We start from the raw sequence: 18,387 nt of genomic DNA, 5'->3' as shown, positions 1-18,387 counted from the left end.
TTCTTTGCAAGTTTCTTCGAAGAAATTTGGATCAGAGCAGGACCGTCACCGGGTCCTGATTGCAGAAGATGATGAACTGACCGGCATTTTCCACGACGTGAAACCAACGCCGGTTTACTTCGGTCAGAAAGCGACGACGCCCCACTAGACGCTCCACATCTTCCACCTTCCGCCGAATGATGCCGCCTTCTGCGACGGATTTCGCGCTGAAAAGCTGGATGATCCAGCGGTCCGGGGTGATGGGGATGGGAACCGTGCTCATCCCGCCAGCTTGCATCGAGTCGGTAAACACCCGGTTAACTGCGATAGCGCCGCAGCACGAAGACGCGGATCGCGGAGGCAAGGCCCACATCGCCGTCGCGCGCCTCGTCCACCTCCACCGCCAACTGGTTCAGCGTCAGGCCCCGTTCGGTGGCGATGGCGCGGAAGGCTTGCCAGAATTCCTCTTCAAGGCTGACGCTGGTGCGGTGGCCGCGCAGGGTAAGGGAGTGTTTGGCGGGGCGGGCGGTCATGGGATCAAGCTATTGCAAAGCACAGTCCCGCGAAACCCTGCGTCAGGACGATCCGAGACCGCAGTTATAGAAATTCTTTGTCTCGGCCCAGTAGTTGGAGGATTTGTTCATTGTAGTCACGTTGAACGGCCCAAGGGTAAAATACTCGGTCGGATAAACGTCGCCGTCTTTGACACGGCCTTCGACCGTGTAGGTGTTTCCTGCTTTCGTGGTCGTGTTCACCATCTCCAAGCGCACGCCGTCGGCATTGGTGTAGGTGGAGCTGCACTTTCCCAACTCACCGAAGCAGCTATAGGGAGAAAAGCGTTCCCATTTGCCATCGGCCCAGACACGCTCGGTCATCCAGCCCCGCTTATTGTAGCGGATCCGCGAAACCAGGGGGCCCGTGGTGGTATCCTCGCGCACTTCCGTGACGTAGGCACCACCCTTGCGCCCCTTAAACGTATGGATCCAGAGATTGCCGTTGGAATAGCGGACCGTCCAACTGCAGCCGACTGGCATCGTGCGGAAGTCTATTCCGATGTTCTCCGCGCGCGTCGGATGGGGAAGGAAGAGTGAAACAAGCGCGGCGAGAGCGGCGGTGCGGATCATGATCTACCATTAATTTGCATAAAATTAATTGATGGTAGCATCATGAGGCGCATCGCCCAAGGAGTTTCAACTTTCTGTCTCGCGATGATGGCCGTCGAGGTTGGTCCGCGCCTTGTCTAGGCGGGCTTTCTGCACGTCGCGTTCGGCCTTGGTCCGGCCGAACTTTGCGGCGTTCTCATCTCCCTTGGCGCGGGCGGCCTTGCGGGCCGCCTCTTTCCGTTTTGCGCGCAGGTTGACGATTTCGGCCATGGGTCAGCCTTTCGGCCCGATCATGTCTTCGGGCCGCACCACACGGTCGAAGGTTTCTTCGTCCACGAAGCCCAAGGCGATCGCCTCTTCCTTCAGGGTCGTGCCGTTCTTGTGGGCGGTCTTGGCGACCTTGGTTGCGTTGTCATAGCCGATGGTGGGTGCCAGTGCCGTGACGAGCATCAGCGATTCCTTCATCAGCTTGTCGATCCGCGCCACATTGGCCTGTGTGCCTACCACCATGTTGTCGGTGAAGGACCCCGCCGCATCGCCCAGAAGCTGCATGGATTGCAGCACGTTATAGGACATCATCGGGTTGTAGACGTTGAGTTCGAAATGCCCCTGGCTGCCGGCAAAGCCCACCGCCGCGTCATTGCCCATGACATGGGCGCAGACCATGGTCAGCGCCTCGGCCTGGGTCGGGTTCACCTTGCCGGGCATGATGGACGAGCCCGGTTCGTTTTCGGGAAGGATCAACTCGCCCAGACCCGAGCGGGGGCCGGAGCCCAGAAGGCGCAGGTCATTGGCGATCTTGAACAGCGCCGCCGCGACCGTTTTCAGCGCGCCGGAGAACATCACCATCGCGTCATGGGCGGCGAGCGCCTCGAACTTGTTGGGCGCGGTGACGAAGGGCAGGCCGGTGATTTCGGCGATCCGGGCGGCCACGCGGGTATCCCAACCCACACGGGTGTTCAGGCCGGTACCGACGGCGGTACCGCCTTGGGCCAGTTCGTAGATGTCGGGCAGGCAGGATTTCACCCGCGCGATGCCCTTGTCCACCTGCGTGGCATAGCCCGAGAATTCCTGGCCCAGCGTCAGGGGTGTCGCGTCCTGCGTATGGGTGCGGCCGATCTTGATGATGTCCTTGAATTCATGGGACTTTGCCCAGAGCGCGGCGGACAGTTTCTCCAGCCCCGGCAAGAGCACATCGCGCGCCATCATGCCGATGGCCACATGCATGGCGGTGGGGAAGGTGTCGTTCGACGACTGCCCCATGTTCACATGGTCATTCGGGTGGACGGGCTTTTTCGATCCCATCACGCCGCCCAGCATTTCGATGGCGCGGTTCGAGATGACCTCGTTGGCGTTCATGTTGGACTGGGTGCCGGATCCCGTCTGCCAGACCACCAGCGGGAAGTTGTCGTCGAACTTGCCGTCGATCACCTCTTGCGCCGCCGCGGCGATGGCCTGCCCCAGTTCGGGGGCGATGTCGCCCTGGTCGATATTGACCAGAGCGCAGGCCTTCTTGATCACCCCCAGCGCGCGGATGATGGCCACGGGCTGGCGTTCCCAGCCGATGGGGAAGTTGATGATCGAGCGCTGGGTCTGTGCGCCCCAGTACTTGTCGGCGGGAACCTCGAGCGGGCCAAAGCTGTCGGTCTCGGTGCGGGTGGCGGACATGGGCAAGCCTCCTGATTTCGCTGATCTGCCCTTAGCGGGCGGGGGCGTTGAAATCAATTGGCATACCGTCGCATACAGCGCCTTTGCCGCGCGGTTCGGGGCGCTCAGTGCTTGCGGAACTTGTCGAGGCTGACGATCTGGGCGTCCTGATGGGGCGGCGGGTCATCGTCGCCGTCATCGTCGCCCTCGTCTTCGGTGTCTTCGTCATCCTCATGGGTTTCGAACCGCAGGCCGAACTCTACTGACGGGTCCACGAAGGTGCGGACCGCGTCGAAGGGGATCACCAGCGGTTCGGGCTGGTTGCCGAAATTGAGGGTGACGGAGAAGCCGTCATCGGTGACGGTCAGGTTTTCGAACCAGTGCTGGATGACCACCGTCATCTCGACCGGGTAGCGGGCGCGCAGCCAATCGGCGATGGCGACGCCGGGATGGGTGGTGTCGAAGGTGATGAAGAAGTGGTGCGCGCCGGGAAGGCCGTCGCGGGCCACATCCTGCAGGACGGTCTGGATCAGTCCGCGCATCGCCCGGTGCATCAGATTGCCATAGTCGATGGAGCGGGCCATGTGCTGTCCTTTCCGGTGGTTGTGTTCATTTACGGGGGATTCGGCCCCAAAGGAAAGGGGGCCGATCCGGGAAGCGCGCGGATTGCGTCAGGAGGCCAACGGTTGAAGGAGGCCCGCCGCCTGCAATCCGAGGCCGCCAAGCGCGGCAAGCGCGAGGACGAGCGGCAGGGGCATGTGGCGGCGCAGGAGCAGCCAGCCTGCGATCAGGGCCAGCGCGGCCATGGCGGGCCGGAAACTGCTGGGGTCGGGGGTGAGCAGGCTGAGCGGGCCGAAATCGCTGCGCCCGACGCTGGCGAAGAAGACATGGGCGGCGAACCAGATCGACAGGTTGGCGATCACGCCCACCACGGCGGCCATGATGCCGGAAAGCGCGCCGGAGAGGCGCGGGTCGGCGGTGATGCGGGCGATCCAAGGGGCCCCGGCGAAGATCATCATGAAGCTGGGGATGAAGGTGGCCCAGAGGGTTATGGCCGCAGCGGCAAGGCCGGTGAGCCAGCCGCCCTGCCGGAAGCCTGCAAGGAAGGCCACGAATTCGGTCACAAGGATCAGCGGGCCGGGGGTGGTTTCGGCCAGACCCAGCCCATCCATCATCTGGCGCAGCGTGAGCCAGCCTTTGTCTTCGACCACCGCCTGCGCCATCCAGGCGAGCACCGCATAGGCACCGCCGAAGGTGAGGATGGCCAGTTGCGAGAAGAAGAGGCCGATCTCGGCCAGAAGGCCGCCTTCGACCAGCCAGAGCGCGCCGATCGGCACGAGCCAGATCGCGAGCCAGAGCGTGAAGGTCCGGGCGGTGGCGGCGGCGCGGGGGGCATCGGGGAGGGGATCCCCGGAGGCGGGCGTGTTGCGGGCGGCGAACCAGCCCCAGATGCCTGCCGCAAGGATCACCAGCGGGAAGGGTGCATTGGCGAGGAAGAGCGCGAGGAAGGCGAGCACCGCAACGACATAGGCGGCGCGTCCCTTGAGCGCGCGTTTCGAGACGCGGAGCAGCGCCTCGATCACGATCACCGCGACGGCGGCTTGGATGCCCATGAACAGGGCCTGCATCAGGGGCACATTGCCGAAGGCCGCATAGAGGGCGGAGAGGGCCAGCACCACCAAGGCCCCGGGCAGGACGAAAAGCCCCCCCGCGATCAGGCCGCCGAGCGTGCCGTGCAGGCGCCAGCCGGACCAGGTGGCAAGTTGCATCGCCTCGGGCCCCGGCAGGAGCATGCAGAAGGAGAGGGCGGAGAGATATTCCTTTTCCGTCAGCCATTTGCGTTCATCGACCAGAACGCGATGCATCAGCGCGATCTGGGCGGCGGGGCCGCCGAAGGACATGAGGCCGATATGGCCGAAGGTGCGGAACAGGTGTGAAAGCGGTGTCATGGAGCGCACCTAGCGCGCCGAGGGTAACAGGACAATTACAAAGAACCCCGCCGGGGTGAACCGGCGGGGTGGGTTGGGGTGTGTGGTCTTTGCAAGCAGCGCCGCGGCAGCTTTGACCGCGACGGAATCAGGTATAGGGGCCGAAGGTTAAGAAAGGGTTAGCGCCAGACCGGGGCCAGATTGGCACGGTCACAGGCCTTCGAAAGCGCAGAGGGCGTGCACCTCCATCCCCATCGCTTCGAGCCGCTTGCGGCCGCCCAGATCGGGCAGGTCCACGACGAAGGCGCATCCCACGACCTGCGCGCCAAGCCGTTCGATCAGGCGGATGCCTGCCTCGGCCGTGCCGCCGGTGGCGAGCAGGTCATCGACGAGCAGCACCTTTTCGCCGGGCTGCATGGCATCGTCATGCACCTCGACCACCGCCTCGCCATATTCGAGGGTGTAGCTTTGGCTGATCGTTGCCCCCGGCAGCTTGCCCTTCTTGCGGATCGGAATGAAGCCGGTGGAAAGCTGATGCGCGACCGCGCCGCCGAGGATGAAACCCCGCGCCTCCAATCCCGCGACCTTGTCGATGCGCAGGCCCGCATAGGGGGCGAGAAGCTGGTCCACGCACATCCGAAAGCCGCGCGGATCGGCGAAGAGGGTGGTCACGTCACGAAAGAGGATGCCTTCATGGGGGAAGTCCACGATGGTGCGGATGTAGTCCTTGACGGTCTTGCGCATGTTCTGTGGCCCTGCGGGTGTGATGTTTGGCTCTGGTCTAGCGGGCGGGGCGGGGGGCGTCGAGGGGGTAAGCCCTTATTCCGATGGGGTTTTGGCGGGGGGCGGGGGTGTGCCGGATGTGCCGCAACTGGTGCAGACGGCTGTGCATACAGTGTGCATACAAAATCGGGCAGAGAAGCGGGCGGTGGCGTGGTCAAGGGTGCGTGGTTGCACAGCCGGGATGTGGCGCGGGTCTTGTGGCGGGGATACCCCCTCCCTGACCCTTCCCCGTGCCGGGGGAGGGGAATGGCGCGTCAATCAAGGTGGGCGGCCTGCACATGCATCCAGTCGCGGTCCTGGGTCCGGCCGAGGGAGACCCAGCCTTCGGCTTCCCATATCTCCCAGAAGGGGCGGTAGTCGGGGCGGGCGAGGCGGGCGCGGTCGGCCCCCCAGTGCAGGCGGTTTTCGGTATCGTCGAAGTCATAGGCGATGCCCCAGGCATGCATGGACCAGCGGGTTCGGCTGCCGCGCATGAGGCGGGGGGCGTAATCCCCCGAGAAGATGTCGAGCCGCAGGTCATGGATCCGGGCCGCGCCGTAGTGGTGATGGATACGGGAGAGGATGCGCGTCACGCTGGCGGCGGTCTTTTCATGTGCCCAGAGGAAGCGGCGGGTCTGTGACAGATCCCACGCGATGCGGAAGAGCCACGGCGTCGGCACCTGGACCAGCGGCGGGCGGGCGCCCTCTGGCGTGCCATGGGGGCCGTAAAAGGCGGGGACGTCACCTTCGCTGGGCCAGCGATGCGGGGTGACGGGGGGATCGGGGCGGTCTTCTTCCGTGCTGTCGATCAGGGCGTTGACGGCTTGCAGCGTGCGCAGGCCCCAGTGGCCGTCGACAGGGCCGGGGTCGAAGCCTGCCTGTCGCGCCATGACCTGAAGCGCGGCGGCGGCATGGCGATAGCCCGGCCAGATCGCCCAGCCCTGCGGCAGGGGATGGCCCAGCCGGGACAGGGCGCGGCGGCTGGCCATATCGGTGAGGGGGCCGCGCAGCCCGTCGATGGCACCTGTATAGAGGCCCATCCCGGCGAGGCGGGTTTGCAGGAAGCAGATATGGGTGGGGTGCATGGTCGCGCGCTCCTCGGCTGACCGGGGCCGGAGCGGACCCGGTGACCGGCAGGGAAGCGCGGGCGCGGTTGGCGAAGCCTTAAGGCGGCGTGCGGTCAGGCCCGCAGCACGCGGCCTGCGACGGCATCGAGCCGGGCGAGAAGGTCGGGATCGCGCTTGTCCGGGGCGGTCATCAGCGCGGTGTCGAGCGCGCGGTCGCAGCCATGCGGGCAGGGGGAGCGGTCGGGGCCAAGGAGGGCGGGGAGGCCTGCGACAAGCGCGCGTGCATTGCCCGCATTCGCGGTAAGGGTGCGGATCACGGCGGCTACATCCACCGCATCATGGCCGGGATGCCAGCAATCGTAATCGGTGACCATGGCGACGGAGGCATAGCAAAGCTCGGCCTCGCGGGCGAGTTTCGCCTCGGGCATGCCGGTCATGCCGATCACGTCGGCGCCCCAGGACCGGTAGAGCCGGGATTCGGCGAGGGTGGAGAATTGCGGGCCTTCCATGGCGATGTAGGTGGCCCCGTCATGCACGGTGACGCCCGCCTGACGGGCGGCCGCAGCGCAGGCCTGCGACAGGCGGGGGCAGGTCGGGTGGGCAAAGCCCACATGGGCCACGCAGCCCGCGCCGAAGAAGGATTTGGGGCGCGCGAAGGTGCGGTCGATATATTGATCCACGATGACGAAATCGCCGGGGCGGTAATCTTCGCGCAAGCTGCCCACGGCCGAGACGGCCACCACATCGGTGCAGCCCAGCCGTTTCAGCGCGTCAATGTTGGCGCGGAAGGGGATGTCGGAGGGGGCATGGACATGGCCGCGCCCGTGCCGGGGCAGGAAGGCCATCGGCAGGCCGTTCAGGCGGCCGACCAGCACCTCATCCGACGGTTTGCCCCATGGGGATTTGACGCGCACCCAGCTTGCGCCTTCCAGACCGTCGATCTGATAGACCCCCGAGCCGCCGATCACGCCGATCATGGTTTGCATGGGGATCTCCTTGTATTCCGGGGTCTTTGGCGGGACCTTAGGTGCTCTGCCCGGCGGTGGAAAGGGGGGCATGGCGGCGGTCGAGCCACGCGACGACGAGGGCCGCCCCCGCGAAGGCGAGGATTACGGCGGCGCCGTTCAGGGCCGTGTGGGCCAGACCGATGCGGGGCAGGTCGAGGAAGGGGTAGGGATAGATGCCGTCGATCAGCCCGCGTGTCAGGGCATAGGCGCCGTAGGCGATGGGGTAGAGCGTCCAGAGCAGCGCGTGGCGCGGGCGCAGATGGCCACGTGGGACGAAGGCGCACCAGTAGATGAGGGCGGCCAGCGGCGTGGCACTGTGCAGCAGAAGATCGGCAATCAGGCCGAGACCGGCCAGCGGCACGATCCCGCGCAGCAGGAGGTGGTAGACGGACCCCACAAGAAGAAGCGACAGCGTCACCCCGCCGAGGATGGCGGGGCGAAAGGTCAGCGCCCAGCCCAGCGCGATGCCCGTCATCGCAAGGGCCAGCGCGAGGTTCGTCAGGATGGTGAAGTAGCGCAGCAAGGCCCAGACTGCGACAGGCAGCGAGGCCGTGCCATCCTGCATCACGGCGGCCAGCTGGACCACAAGCGCGGCCCAAGCCAGCAGGGCCAGGGCGGCGGCGGCGCGCCGGGCGGCGGGCGGGATCGTGGGGCCGGGTGTCATCGCGCTGTCCTCGGGCCTTTGGGGGCTGCGTTGTACAAGCAACGCGCCGACAGGAGATGACAGGGACGGGGCGGGCGTCAAGCCCGGCGGGTGGGTGGCGTTCGGGGCGTTACGCCTCATCCGGGCGGGGCAGGGTCACCACCTCGCGCAGGATGCTGTAATCGCGATAGCCAAGCCGCGCGACGGGGTTGAAGCGGGTTACGTCGAACTGCCCGTCCACAAGGCAATCGTCGCGCAGATGCACCCCCGTCACTTCGCCAAGGATCAGGAAATTGTCCTGGCCCCGCATCTGGATGATGTCGATCAGATCACATTCCAGCGTGGCGGGGGCATCGGCCACGCGGGGGCAATGGATCGTGCTGCATTCGGCCTTGGCGACATGGGCATGGGCGAATTCGTCCACCTCGGGCGGCAGGGCGGCAGAGGTGGCCGACATGGCGTGGAACATCGCCTCGGCCACCACGTTCACGGCGAAGACGCGGGTGGCGCGGATGTTGGTGAGGCTGTCCTTCACGCCGGTGGAGGCGAAAGTGACCTGCGGCGGGTGATAGGCGGCGGCGTTGAAGAAGGAATAAGGGGCGAGGTTGTCGCCCTGCGGGCCACGGGTGGAGATCCAACCGATGGGGCGCGGGGTGACGATGGCGTTGAAGGGGTTGTGCGGCAGGCCATGGCCTTGGGCGGGGCGGTAGAACATGGCGCGGGGGCTTTCCGGCTGGGCTGGCTGATTTGATCCTGACGTAATCGCATGTTACGCGCCAGACCAGCAGATTCGGAGGCCCCCGCTTGTACCGGCTTGAAGAGGAAACCGAGGACGACTGGTGGGAGGTGGAGGCGCTTTATGACCTGTGCTTCTCGCCGGGGCGCACCGCGCTTTCGTCCTACCGGCTGCGGGATGGGGTGCCCACCGTCGCGGCGCTGTGCCTGACGCTGCGGGATGGCGATGGCACGATGGCGGCGGCGATCCGCTACTGGCCGGTGGAGGTGGGGGGGCAGGATGCGCTGCTCCTTGGCCCCGTCGCCGTGCACCCCACGCGGCAGGGTGAGGGGCTGGGGGGCCTGCTCATCAACGAAAGCCTGTCCGAGGCGCGGCGGCTGGGCTGGGAGCGGGTGATGCTGGTGGGCGACGCGCCCTATTATTCGCGCTTCGGTTTCACCAAGCTGGACGGGGTGGAGATGCCACCGCCCACCAATCCGGACCGGGTGCTGGGGCTGGCCCTCAAGGCCGGGGCCTGGGACGGGGTGCGCGGGGCGGTGACCAAGGCCACCTGAGCCTTGCGCCGGGGCGGGGATGCCCCCACATTCGGGCTATGGACAACCTGCCCGCCATCGCCGCCCCCGACCGCCGCGCCGAGATCACGGCGCTGGCGCGGCGCTACCGCCGTGCGAACGGGCCGGTGATGGCGCTGGTCAACCGGCTGGGCGGATCGCTGGAGGACCGGCTGAAGGCGGTGCCAGAAGGGGTGCGCGCCCAGATCGGCGCGGTGACGGAGCGGGCGCTGCTTGCGGCGCATGGGCTGGCCGGGGCCGGGGATCGCGCGCCCGATCTGGGGCGGCGGGGGCCGATGGCGGCGGCGATGCTAAGCGGGGCCGTGGGCGGGGCGGGCGGGCTTGCCACATCGGTTGCGGAACTGCCGGTGACGATCACGGTGATCCTGCACGCGATCCGCCGCGCGGCGCGCGAGGCGGGCTATGACCCGGACGATCCGGCGATCCGGGCGGAATGTCTGCGCGTCTTCATGGCGGGCAGCCCGCTTGCGGCCGATGACGGCATCAACACCTCGTTCCTGTCGGCGCGGCTGACGCTGACGGGGCCTGCCATCGCGCAGGTGGCGCGCAGCGTGGCGCCGCGTCTGGCCGCCGCTCTGGGCCAGAAGCTGGCGACGCAGGCGGTGCCAGTGCTGGGCGCGGTGGCGGGGGCCACGCTGAACGCGGCATTCCTGAACTATTACCGCGAGATGGCCGAGATCCGCTTTGCCCTGCTCAAACTGGCCGAACAGCACGGGGCAGAGCCGATCCTTGCGGCCTTTGCCGATGCGGTGACGCCGCCCAAGGTCACCAAGGCCTGATCCCGCCGCTTCCCCGTTGTTCAAATATCCTCAGGGGGTGAATTGCCGCGGCACGCGGCAAGAGGGGGCGGAACGCCCCTTTGCCTTGTCACCGTTTCCCGGTCGGCCTCACTCCGGCTGGTTCGACAGCCAGTCCATCAGCGCAGGCCGCACGGTTTCGGCGCCCTCGTCCATGGCGCGGTCGATCACGGCGCGCGCTTCCGCCAGATCCACCCGGCGCAGCAAGGCCTTGACCGGGCCGATGGAGGCGGGGCGCATCGACAGCGCGCGCAGGCCGAGCGCGGCGAAGGCCAGCGCCTCGACCGGGCGGCCCGCATCTTCGCCGCAGAAGGAAAGCGGCGTGCCGGTTTCGCGGCAGCGGTCGATGATCTGCATCAGGAAGCGCAGGAAGGACACGTTGAGCGTGTCATAGCGGCGGCGTACGCGTTCGTTTTCGCGGTCGGCGGCGAAGAAGAACTGCTTGAGGTCATTGCCGCCGATCGAGACGAAATCGGTCAGTTCGAAAAAGGCGCGCGGCGCATAGGCGAGAGAGGGGGTCTCCAGCATGGCGCCGATCTCCACCCGCGACGGGACGCGGTGGCCAAGGCTTTTTTCACGGTGCAATTCGCGCATCACATGGGCGCGGGCGTTCTGGAATTCCGACAGTTCGGTGATGAAGGGGAACATCACCGTCAGCGGGCGGCCATTGGCGGCGCGGATCAGCGCCTGCAACTGCATGCGCAGCACGCCGGGCTTGTCCAGCCCCACGCGGATGGCGCGCCACCCCATCGCGGGGTTGGGTTCATCCTGCGGCTTCATGTAGGGCAGCACCTTGTCGGACCCGATGTCGAGGGTGCGGAAGGCCACGCGCTTGCCCTTGGCCGCATCCATCACGCGGGCATAGAGCGCGGCCAGTTCGGCCCGCTGGGGCATCTTGTTGCGGACAAGGAATTGCAGTTCGGTGCGGAACAGGCCCACCCCTTCGGCGCCCGATCCTTCAAGGCTGGGCAGATCGGCCATGAGGCCTGCATTCATCATCAGCGTGGTGAGCGTGCCGCATTTCGACACGGCCGGCAGGCCGCGCAGCGAGGCATAGCGCTGCTGGGCGGCGGCCTGCATGGCGATCTTGTCGCGGAAGGCGCGGGCGACGGTTTCCTCGGGGCGCAGGTGGACGATGCCCTGATCGCCATCGACAAGGATCTGGTCGCCATTCAGCGCCTCGGTCACGATGCGATCGGCGTGGATCACCAGCGGGATGGCCAGCGCGCGGGCGACGATGGCGGCATGGCTGCCGACGGAACCTTCCTCCAGCACCACACCCTTGAGCTTGCGCCCGTAGTCCAGCAGTTCGGCCGGGCCGATGTTGCGGGCGACAAGCACGGGATTGTCGGGCATCGCGGCCCCGGTGTCCTGCCCCTGACCGGTCAGGATGCGCAAAAGGCGGTTCGACAGATCGTCCAGATCGTGCAGGCGTTCGCGCAAATAGGCATCCGGCACCTGTTCCAGCCGGGCGCGGGCGGCGGATTGTTCCTTTTCCACCGCCGCCTCGGCCGATAGGCCGCGCTGGATATCCTCTTCCATGCGGCGCAGCCAGCCGCGGGAATTGGCGAACATGCGGTAGGCCTCGAGCACCTGTTTCTGGTCCTTGTCGAGGCTTTCGGCCGACAGAAGATCATCGACGGAGACGCGCAGCTTTCCCACCGCCTCGCGGATGCGGTCGATCTCGGTCAGCGGATCGTCGGCGACGGGGTTGGTGACCACGACGCGGGGTTCGTGCAGCCAGACGCGCCCTTCGGCCGCGCCTTCCTGCCCGGTGCCGCCCCGGATCATCACCGATTGCTTATGCAGCGCGCGCATCCCGTCGGCATCGCCGTTGAAGACGCCGAGTTCGGTCATCTCGGCCAGCACCATGGCGACGACTTCGAGGGCGTAGATTTCATCTTCGGAAAATTCGCGCGCGATCTTGGACTGGACGACAAGCACGCCCAGCTTTTCGCCCACCCGCTGGATCGGCACGCCGAGGAAGGAGGAGTAGAGCTCTTCCCCCGTTTCGGGCATGTAGCGAAAGCCTTTTTCCTGTGGCGCGTTGGCGGTGTTGATGGGCAGGCCGTTGCGGGCGACGCGGCCCACGAGCCCTTCGCCCAGCTTCATGCGGGTCTGGTGGACGGCCTCTTTCTTCAGCCCTTCGGTGGCGCAAAGTTCCAGCGTTTCTGGGTCGCGGAAGAGGTAGATGGAGCAGACCTCTGTCCCCATCGAATCCGCGATCAGATGGGTGATGCGGTCGAGCCTGTCCTGCCCGCCCCCGGTGGTGGCGAGCGTGTCGCGCAACCGGCGCAGCAGCTTGCGGCTTTCGCTTTCGGTCCGTTCCGGCATGGTTGTTCTTGTCCCTGTTGCCGTCTTTAGACCACAGGACCGGGGCTTGCGGAACCCCCTGTCATCAAGAGGAAGTTCCGCCTTGCCTGGGTTCCTGTCCCGGCAGCGACGGGACAGAAGTTTTCGAAAACTTTCGCAAGTTTCTTCGCAGAAACTTGGCCCGGAAAAGATCAGGCCTTTTCCAGCTCGAACGCGTCGTGCAGGGCCTGCACGGCGAGTTCCATGTATTTCCGGTCGATCAGCACGGAAATCTTGATCTCGGACGTAGAGATGACCTTGATGTTGATCCCCTCGCGCGCCAGCGCGTTGAACATCTTGGACGCCACGCCCGCATGGGACCGCATCCCGATCCCCACGACCGACACCTTGGCCACATCGGTATCCACGATCAGCTCGTCATAGCCGATCAGGCCTGCCGCCTTGGCATCTTCCATCGCCTTGCGGGCGCGTTCGACCTGATTGATCGGGCAGGAAAAGGTCATGTCCGTGACGGCACCGGGATGGGCGTCGTCATAGTCCTTTTCGCTGATGTTCTGAACGATCATGTCCACGTTCACGCCGGCATCGGCGAGGGGGCCGAAGATGGCGCTGGCGACGCCGGGGCGGTCTTCGATGGTGAAGAGGGTGATCTTCGCTTCCTCGCGCGAGAAGGCGACGCCAGAGACGACTTTCGATTCCATGATTTCCTCCTCGTCGCACACAAGGGTGCCGGACGTTTCGTCGGTATCCTCAAACGATGACAGGACGCGCAGGCGCACCTTGTAGCGCATGGCCAGTTCGACCGAGCGCGTCTGCAGGACCTTGGCGCCGAGGGAGGCCAGTTCCAGCATCTCCTCGAACGCGATCTTGTCGAGCTTGCGTGCCTTGCCGCTGACGCGCGGATCGGTGGTGTAGACGCCGTCCACATCGGTATAGATGTCGCAGCGTTCGGCGCCGAATGCGGCGGCGAAGGCCACTGCCGTGGTGTCAGAGCCGCCGCGGCCGAGCGTGGTGACGCGGCCTTCCGGGCTGACGCCCTGGAAGCCCGCAACGACGGCCACCTTGAAGCCTTCGGCAAACTTGGCGTCGATATTGGCGCGGGGGATATCGACGAAGCGCGCGGCGCCATGCTGGGCGGTGGTCTGGATCGGCACCTGCCAGCCCTGCCAGGACCGGGCGGGGATGCCCATCTCCTGCAGCCGCAGGGCCATGAGACCGGCGGTGACGTTTTCGCCAGAGGCGACGACGGCATCGTATTCGCGGGCGTCGTACAGCTTGGAGGTGCCTTCGACATAGCCGACCAGGCGGTTCGTCTCGCCCGACATGGCGGAGACGATGACGATCACGTCATAGCCGCGGGCGACCTCTTTCTCGACCTTTTTCGCGGCATTCTCGATCCGCGCGAGGTCGGCCACCGACGTGCCGCCGAATTTCATCACGAGAAGCGGCATGGTTCCCCCCGCAAGGCCCGATTTCCGCGCGCTTCTTATGCGGGGTGGGGGCGGGGTGCAAGGGTTGTCGGGGCGCGCGGTGCCCGCCTGGCCTGCGGTGCGCGTCCCGGGCCTGACCCGGGACGTCCGGTCGGCGGGGGTGGGCGGTGGCGCGACGAGCCTTAAGAGGCGGTACGTGGCAGGGCGGGGGATGCCGCGCAAGGGCAGGTATGGCCTGCGCGGGCGCGGATGGAAGTGCAGGGGGGGGGTGCGGGGGGGTGCAGTGGCACCCCCCCGCCGGCCCGCAGGATCAGCCGCGGCGGCCGCGGCGTTCGCGGCGGGGGCCGCCGGCATCGTCACCGGTGCCGTCAGAGGCCGAGGAAAAGCCGCCCAGCTTTTCCGAGATCACGTCCAGCGTCGGATGCGGCCCGCGCGGGCGGGCCTCCAGCGCAGCGCGCATGGCGCGCAGGTGTTCGGGCATGGTGCCGCAGCAGCCCCCGATGATCCGCACACCCGCGTCGCGGGCCAGCACGGCATATTCGGCCATCAGTTCCGGCGTGCCGTCATAGTGGATGTGGCCGTCATGGTATTTCGGGATGCCCGCATTGCCCTTGGCGATGATCGGGCGTTCCGTCCCGGTGGAGGCAAAGCCCAGCACCGTGCGCATGAGGTCTGACGCGCCCACCCCGCAATTGGCGCCAAAGGCGATGGGCGGGTTGGGCAGTTTCTCCACCAGTTCGGCCAGCGCGGCAGAGGTCACGCCCATCATGGTGCGCCCCGCCGTGTCAAAGCTCATGGTGCCGCACCAGGGCAGACCGGCCAGTTTCGCGGCCTCTGCCGCCGCCTTGTATTCTTCGGGCGCGGAAATGGTCTCGATCCAGAGGACATCGACGCCGCCCTCCTTCATCCCTTCCATCTGTTCGTGGAAGATCTCCACCGCATCCTTGTGGGTGAGGGTGCCCATGGGTTCGAAGATCTCGCCCGTCGGGCCGACGGACCCCGCCACCACGACCTTGCGGCCCGAGGCATCGGCGATCTCGCGCCCCAGTTCGACGCCCACGCGGTTCAACTCGCGCACGCGGCCCTGCGCGTTGTGCAGCTTCAGCCGGGCGGCATTGCCGCCGAAGGTGTTGGTCAGGAACAGGTCTGACCCCGCCTCGACCGCGCCACGGTAGAGCGCGCGGATGTTGTCGGGCTGATCGACATTCCAAAGCTCGGGCGGTTCGCCCGAGGAGAGCCCCATGTTGAACAGGTTCGTCCCCGTCGCCCCGTCGGCCAAGAGCCAGTCACGGGTGGAGAGCAACTCGGTCAGCGCGTCTGCCATGGGGCACCTTTGTCCGGAAGATTGTCACATCCCTCTGCCACGCGGGGAAGCGTGAGGCAATTCGATTATCCGCATCATGATCATGAGCCCGATGCGGGGATCGGGCGGTCTGAGCGGCCCGCGTAGGATGGGCCGCGGCCCATCCTACGGGATCACATCTCTTCCATCAGCTGCGCCTTGGCCACGGGCAGCAGTTCGGCCATCTTGGCGCGCACCTCATCGGCGCTTGCCTTGCCGTCCAGATCGCCCGCCACCTTGCGCACCACATCCTCGATCCCGGCCTCTTCGAAATCGGCCGAGACGACGGACATGGCATAGTCCGCGGCCGCATCGCCCGCCTTGCCCATCAGGCCCGCGGCCCACAGACCCACCAGCTTGTTGCGGCGCGCCTCGGCACGGAACTGCATGTCGGCATCATGGGCGAATTTGGTTTCAAACGCGCGTTCGCGGTCGTCGAAGCTGGTCATGGCAGGCCCCTTGGTTCTGTGTTCGCTTGGGTCTTCATATGCCTGCGCGGGGGCCGCGCCGCAAGGGGGCGGGGCCCGAGGGCGGCCGCGCGCGGGATGCGAGATCCGAGGGTCAGCTTGCGGCGAAAGGCGGCTTGGCTTATAGGCCCGGGGATGAGGCGGGGAACCAGCGGGTGGCCCCGCCATCGGTGTTTCCGCGGAGAATTCATGGCACGTCGCAAGAAGGTGTACGAGGGCAAGGCGAAGATCCTTTACGAAGGGCCGGAGCCGGGCACCTTGATCCAGTACTTCAAGGATGACAGCGCCCCCACCGCCGCCATCCCCGCCCCGGCAGCGGTGGAAGGCAAGGGCGTGCTGAACAACCGCCTGTCGGAATTCTTCATGACCGGGCTGAACGCCATCGGCGTGCCCACGCATTTCATCCGCCGCCTGAACATGCGCGAGCAGCTGGTGCGGATGGCCGAGATCATCCCGCTGGAGGTGGTGGTGCGCAATTTCGCCGCCGGAGGCCTGTCGGAACGGCTGGGCATCCCGGAGGGCACGCCGCTGCCGCGGCCGATCGTGGAATACTACTACAAGGATTCCCGTCTCGGCACGCCGATGGTGAGCGAGGAGCATATCATCGCCTTCAACTGGGCCAGCCAGCAGGATCTGGATGACATCGTGGCGCTGGCGCTGCGGGTGAATGATTTCCTGTCAGGCGTGATGATGGGGGTGGGCATCAGGCTGGCCGATTTCCGCATCGAGGTGGGCCGGGTCTGGGATGGCGATTACATGCGCCTGATCGTGGCCGACGAGATCAGCCCCGATTCCTGCCGCCTGTGGGATGTGCGCTCCGCCTCGGAGGCGATGGAGCGCGAGGGCGTGGTGCGCGAGCCGGGGCCCTTGGCCGATGTCTATACGGAACTGGCGCGGCGGCTGGGGGTTCTGCCGTCGAACGTGACGCACAAGCCCAAGCCCACGCTGATCAACTGAGCAGGCCGCTTCGGGCCTTGTCCCGGTCGGGGCGGGGCGCTAGGACGGGGCCTGTATTTTCTGCCCAAGGGGGACGACATGAAAGCGCGCGTGACCGTCATGCTGAAGAACGGCGTCCTTGATCCGCAGGGCGAAGCGGTGCGCCATGCGCTGGGCAGTCTTGGTTTTGCCGGGGTCAACGGCGTGCGGCAGGGCAAGGTGATCGAGCTGGACCTTGCCGAGACGGATGCCGCCAAGGCCGAGGCCGAGGTGCGCGCGATGTGCGACAAGCTGCTTGCGAATACGGTGATCGAAAGCTACCGGGTGGAGCTTATCTGATCCGGCGCGTGGCGGGCGCCTGCCGCCGACGCGCAGGCGCGACACGCCCTTGACCTTGCGGTGGCGCTGCCTTCCCCTGTGGCCAAAGGAGCGGCGGGGGATACGATGCGCGCGGCGGTGCTGAAAGCCTATAACAGCGATCTGGTGATCGAGACGGTGCCGGATCCGGTCTGCGAGCCGGATGGCGTGGTGCTGCGCGTGCTGGCCTGCGGCATCTGTCGCAGCGACTGGCACGGCTGGGTGGGCGAGCATCCCAAGGTGAAGCCCGGTGCCATTCCCGGGCATGAATATTGCGGCGAGGTGGTGGAGGCCGGGCCGCTTGCGACGTGGCGGGTGGGAGACCGGGTTATCGCGCCCTTCATCCTTGCCTGCGGGGATTGCCCGGAGTGCCGGGCGGGCCTGTCGAACACCTGCAAGACCCAGCGTGTGCCCGGCTTTGGCGAGCCGGGGGCCTATGCGGAATACATCTCGGTTCCCCATGCGCATAATCTGGCGCGGTTGCCTGACAGCATCTCGCCCGTGCTGGCGGCGGGGCTGGGCTGCCGGGTGACGACAGCGTGGCATGCGCTGACGGGGCGGGCGGATCTGCGGGCGGGGGAGTGGCTGGCCGTGCATGGCACGGGCGGGATCGGGCTGTCGGCGCTGATCCTTGGCCGGGCCTTGGGCGCGCGGGTGGTGGTGGTGGATGTGGTGGCCGAAAAGCTGGCCCATGCGCTGGCCTTGGGGGCGGACGCGGCGATTGACGCGCGCGAGGGCGACGTGGCCGCGCGGATTGTCGAGGTGACGGGCGGCGGGGCGCATGTGTCGATCGAGGCCTTGGGGATCGAGGCCACCGCCAATGCCTCGATCGAGGGGCTGCGGACGCTGGGCCGTCATGTGCAGGTGGGTCTGCCCGTGGGCCATACCGCGCGGATGGAGATCAACATGAACGCGGTCTACATGAAGCAGCTGGCGCTGTACGGCACGCGGGGGATGCCGTCGTGGAAATATCCGTCGCTTCTGGACATGATCACGCGCGGCGTGGTGGACATGCAGCCGCTGATCGCGCGCAGGGTGCCCCTGTCGGGCGCGTCGGCCGAGCTGCGCGCCTTTGGTGCGCCGATGCCGCCCGGTGTGGCGGTGATCGACGATTTCACGCGGTGACAGGTTTTTGCGCGCGGCGCGATTTTTCTGTGCCGGGGGGCTACACACCGCCAGAGAGGGGTGCTAATAGCGCGCCACCAGGCCGCTGTAGCTCAGCTGGTAGAGCACGTCATTCGTAAGTAGCGGGTCCGCTCGTGAAAGACGTGTAAAGCCAAGTAGTTAGATCGGGGGTTGTA

At 66.5% G+C, this 18,387-nt stretch carries 21 protein-coding genes; 5 read left to right on the top strand and 16 right to left on the bottom strand.

Features of this window, described 5'->3' with window-relative positions; genetic code table 11:
* Positions 1-31: 31 nt before the first annotated feature.
* The 12 genes from GU920_RS00945 to GU920_RS00890 all read right to left on the bottom strand — a co-directional run bounded on the left by GU920_RS00945 (position 32) and on the right by GU920_RS00890 (position 8,851).
* Entirely contained in the window at positions 32-262 is a 231-nt protein-coding gene (locus tag GU920_RS00945) for an N-(5'-phosphoribosyl)anthranilate isomerase (protein WP_161765032.1), read from the bottom strand.
* Positions 263-296: 34 nt separating this feature from the next.
* Positions 297-512: a ribbon-helix-helix domain-containing protein gene (locus GU920_RS00940; protein WP_161765030.1), complete on the bottom strand. Its 216-nt coding sequence runs from the start codon at positions 510-512 to the stop codon at positions 297-299.
* A gap of 42 nt (positions 513-554) precedes the next feature.
* On the bottom strand, positions 555-1,103 hold the full coding sequence (locus tag GU920_RS00935) for a hypothetical protein (RefSeq protein ID WP_161765029.1): 549 nt from the start codon (positions 1,101-1,103) through the stop codon (positions 555-557).
* Between the two features lie 66 nt (positions 1,104-1,169).
* Positions 1,170-1,352 (bottom strand): DUF4169 family protein, encoded by a 183-nt coding sequence (locus tag GU920_RS00930; protein ID WP_161765027.1) that lies wholly within the window; start codon positions 1,350-1,352, stop codon positions 1,170-1,172.
* Positions 1,353-1,355: 3 nt separating this feature from the next.
* Positions 1,356-2,750 carry a class II fumarate hydratase gene (gene fumC / locus GU920_RS00925; RefSeq protein WP_161765025.1) on the bottom strand — a complete coding sequence of 465 codons (1,395 nt, stop codon included), beginning with the start codon at positions 2,748-2,750 and terminating at the stop codon, positions 1,356-1,358.
* Between the two features lie 104 nt (positions 2,751-2,854).
* Positions 2,855-3,313 (bottom strand): SspB family protein, encoded by a 459-nt coding sequence (locus GU920_RS00920; RefSeq protein WP_161765023.1) that lies wholly within the window; start codon positions 3,311-3,313, stop codon positions 2,855-2,857.
* An 87-nt stretch (positions 3,314-3,400) separates the two neighbouring features.
* Positions 3,401-4,678: a chromate efflux transporter gene (gene chrA, locus GU920_RS00915; protein WP_161765022.1), complete on the bottom strand. Its 1,278-nt coding sequence runs from the start codon at positions 4,676-4,678 to the stop codon at positions 3,401-3,403.
* Between the two features lie 189 nt (positions 4,679-4,867).
* Positions 4,868-5,401 carry an adenine phosphoribosyltransferase gene (locus GU920_RS00910; RefSeq protein ID WP_161765020.1) on the bottom strand — a complete coding sequence of 178 codons (534 nt, stop codon included), beginning with the start codon at positions 5,399-5,401 and terminating at the stop codon, positions 4,868-4,870.
* Between the two features lie 293 nt (positions 5,402-5,694).
* Positions 5,695-6,504 carry a M15 family metallopeptidase gene (locus tag GU920_RS00905; protein WP_161765018.1) on the bottom strand — a complete coding sequence of 270 codons (810 nt, stop codon included), beginning with the start codon at positions 6,502-6,504 and terminating at the stop codon, positions 5,695-5,697.
* A gap of 95 nt (positions 6,505-6,599) precedes the next feature.
* Positions 6,600-7,472 (bottom strand): S-methyl-5'-thioadenosine phosphorylase, encoded by an 873-nt coding sequence (locus tag GU920_RS00900; RefSeq protein ID WP_161765016.1) that lies wholly within the window; start codon positions 7,470-7,472, stop codon positions 6,600-6,602.
* Between the two features lie 37 nt (positions 7,473-7,509).
* Entirely contained in the window at positions 7,510-8,157 is a 648-nt protein-coding gene (locus GU920_RS00895) for a Pr6Pr family membrane protein (protein WP_161765014.1), read from the bottom strand.
* A gap of 109 nt (positions 8,158-8,266) precedes the next feature.
* A complete protein-coding gene (locus GU920_RS00890; RefSeq protein ID WP_161765012.1) occupies positions 8,267-8,851 on the bottom strand; it encodes a flavin reductase family protein in 585 nt (194 codons plus the stop codon).
* An 89-nt stretch (positions 8,852-8,940) separates the two neighbouring features.
* On the opposite strand from GU920_RS00890, the gene GU920_RS00885 reads away from it, so the two are divergent.
* Positions 8,941-9,426 carry a GNAT family N-acetyltransferase gene (locus GU920_RS00885; protein WP_161765010.1) on the top strand — a complete coding sequence of 162 codons (486 nt, stop codon included), beginning with the start codon at positions 8,941-8,943 and terminating at the stop codon, positions 9,424-9,426.
* Between the two features lie 38 nt (positions 9,427-9,464).
* The gene (locus GU920_RS00880; protein WP_161765009.1) at positions 9,465-10,223 is read left to right on the top strand and encodes an EcsC family protein; all 759 of its coding nucleotides are present in this window, start codon (positions 9,465-9,467) and stop codon (positions 10,221-10,223) included.
* Between the two features lie 108 nt (positions 10,224-10,331).
* On the opposite strand, the gene ptsP is transcribed toward GU920_RS00880, so the two are convergent.
* The 4 genes from ptsP to GU920_RS00860 all read right to left on the bottom strand — a co-directional run bounded on the left by ptsP (position 10,332) and on the right by GU920_RS00860 (position 15,775).
* A complete protein-coding gene (gene ptsP / locus GU920_RS00875) occupies positions 10,332-12,575 on the bottom strand; it encodes a phosphoenolpyruvate--protein phosphotransferase (protein WP_161765007.1) in 2,244 nt (747 codons plus the stop codon).
* Positions 12,576-12,745: 170 nt separating this feature from the next.
* Positions 12,746-14,005 carry an aspartate kinase gene (locus tag GU920_RS00870; RefSeq protein ID WP_161765005.1) on the bottom strand — a complete coding sequence of 420 codons (1,260 nt, stop codon included), beginning with the start codon at positions 14,003-14,005 and terminating at the stop codon, positions 12,746-12,748.
* A gap of 289 nt (positions 14,006-14,294) precedes the next feature.
* Positions 14,295-15,308 (bottom strand): betaine--homocysteine S-methyltransferase, encoded by a 1,014-nt coding sequence (gene bmt, locus GU920_RS00865; protein WP_161765003.1) that lies wholly within the window; start codon positions 15,306-15,308, stop codon positions 14,295-14,297.
* A 152-nt stretch (positions 15,309-15,460) separates the two neighbouring features.
* Positions 15,461-15,775 carry a DUF1476 domain-containing protein gene (locus GU920_RS00860; RefSeq protein ID WP_161765001.1) on the bottom strand — a complete coding sequence of 105 codons (315 nt, stop codon included), beginning with the start codon at positions 15,773-15,775 and terminating at the stop codon, positions 15,461-15,463.
* A gap of 207 nt (positions 15,776-15,982) precedes the next feature.
* Between GU920_RS00860 and GU920_RS00855 the strand changes: the two genes are divergently transcribed.
* From GU920_RS00855 to GU920_RS00845, 3 genes are all read left to right on the top strand, one after another.
* Positions 15,983-16,750: a phosphoribosylaminoimidazolesuccinocarboxamide synthase gene (locus GU920_RS00855; RefSeq protein WP_161764999.1), complete on the top strand. Its 768-nt coding sequence runs from the start codon at positions 15,983-15,985 to the stop codon at positions 16,748-16,750.
* A 78-nt stretch (positions 16,751-16,828) separates the two neighbouring features.
* Positions 16,829-17,068 carry a phosphoribosylformylglycinamidine synthase subunit PurS gene (gene purS, locus GU920_RS00850; RefSeq protein WP_161764997.1) on the top strand — a complete coding sequence of 80 codons (240 nt, stop codon included), beginning with the start codon at positions 16,829-16,831 and terminating at the stop codon, positions 17,066-17,068.
* A 105-nt stretch (positions 17,069-17,173) separates the two neighbouring features.
* A complete protein-coding gene (locus GU920_RS00845) occupies positions 17,174-18,211 on the top strand; it encodes an alcohol dehydrogenase catalytic domain-containing protein (protein ID WP_161766464.1) in 1,038 nt (345 codons plus the stop codon).
* Positions 18,212-18,387: the final 176 nt, after the last annotated feature.

The sequence above is a fragment of the Paragemmobacter ruber genome, from assembly GCF_009908315.1.
Taxonomy (GTDB): Bacteria; Pseudomonadota; Alphaproteobacteria; order Rhodobacterales; family Rhodobacteraceae; genus Paragemmobacter; species Paragemmobacter ruber.
This window is presented reverse-complemented; position numbering and strand designations above follow the sequence as displayed.

Coding starts and splice junctions, on each gene's coding strand:
- GU920_RS00905 (WP_161765018.1), bottom strand. CDS start 6,504: ATGCACCCCACCCATATCTGCTTCCTGCAAACCCGCCTCGCCGGGATG.
- GU920_RS00855 (WP_161764999.1), top strand. CDS start 15,983: ATGGCACGTCGCAAGAAGGTGTACGAGGGCAAGGCGAAGATCCTTTAC.
- GU920_RS00900 (WP_161765016.1), bottom strand. CDS start 7,472: ATGCAAACCATGATCGGCGTGATCGGCGGCTCGGGGGTCTATCAGATC.
- GU920_RS00845 (WP_161766464.1), top strand. CDS start 17,174: ATGCGCGCGGCGGTGCTGAAAGCCTATAACAGCGATCTGGTGATCGAG.
- GU920_RS00870 (WP_161765005.1), bottom strand. CDS start 14,005: ATGCCGCTTCTCGTGATGAAATTCGGCGGCACGTCGGTGGCCGACCTC.
- GU920_RS00930 (WP_161765027.1), bottom strand. CDS start 1,352: ATGGCCGAAATCGTCAACCTGCGCGCAAAACGGAAAGAGGCGGCCCGC.
- GU920_RS00890 (WP_161765012.1), bottom strand. CDS start 8,851: ATGTTCTACCGCCCCGCCCAAGGCCATGGCCTGCCGCACAACCCCTTC.
- GU920_RS00910 (WP_161765020.1), bottom strand. CDS start 5,401: ATGCGCAAGACCGTCAAGGACTACATCCGCACCATCGTGGACTTCCCC.
- ptsP (WP_161765007.1), bottom strand. CDS start 12,575: ATGCCGGAACGGACCGAAAGCGAAAGCCGCAAGCTGCTGCGCCGGTTG.
- chrA (WP_161765022.1), bottom strand. CDS start 4,678: ATGACACCGCTTTCACACCTGTTCCGCACCTTCGGCCATATCGGCCTC.
- GU920_RS00860 (WP_161765001.1), bottom strand. CDS start 15,775: ATGACCAGCTTCGACGACCGCGAACGCGCGTTTGAAACCAAATTCGCC.
- GU920_RS00880 (WP_161765009.1), top strand. CDS start 9,465: ATGGACAACCTGCCCGCCATCGCCGCCCCCGACCGCCGCGCCGAGATC.
- GU920_RS00920 (WP_161765023.1), bottom strand. CDS start 3,313: ATGGCCCGCTCCATCGACTATGGCAATCTGATGCACCGGGCGATGCGC.
- purS (WP_161764997.1), top strand. CDS start 16,829: ATGAAAGCGCGCGTGACCGTCATGCTGAAGAACGGCGTCCTTGATCCG.
- fumC (WP_161765025.1), bottom strand. CDS start 2,750: ATGTCCGCCACCCGCACCGAGACCGACAGCTTTGGCCCGCTCGAGGTT.
- GU920_RS00940 (WP_161765030.1), bottom strand. CDS start 512: ATGACCGCCCGCCCCGCCAAACACTCCCTTACCCTGCGCGGCCACCGC.
- GU920_RS00945 (WP_161765032.1), bottom strand. CDS start 262: ATGAGCACGGTTCCCATCCCCATCACCCCGGACCGCTGGATCATCCAG.
- GU920_RS00895 (WP_161765014.1), bottom strand. CDS start 8,157: ATGACACCCGGCCCCACGATCCCGCCCGCCGCCCGGCGCGCCGCCGCC.
- bmt (WP_161765003.1), bottom strand. CDS start 15,308: ATGGCAGACGCGCTGACCGAGTTGCTCTCCACCCGTGACTGGCTCTTG.
- GU920_RS00935 (WP_161765029.1), bottom strand. CDS start 1,103: ATGATCCGCACCGCCGCTCTCGCCGCGCTTGTTTCACTCTTCCTTCCC.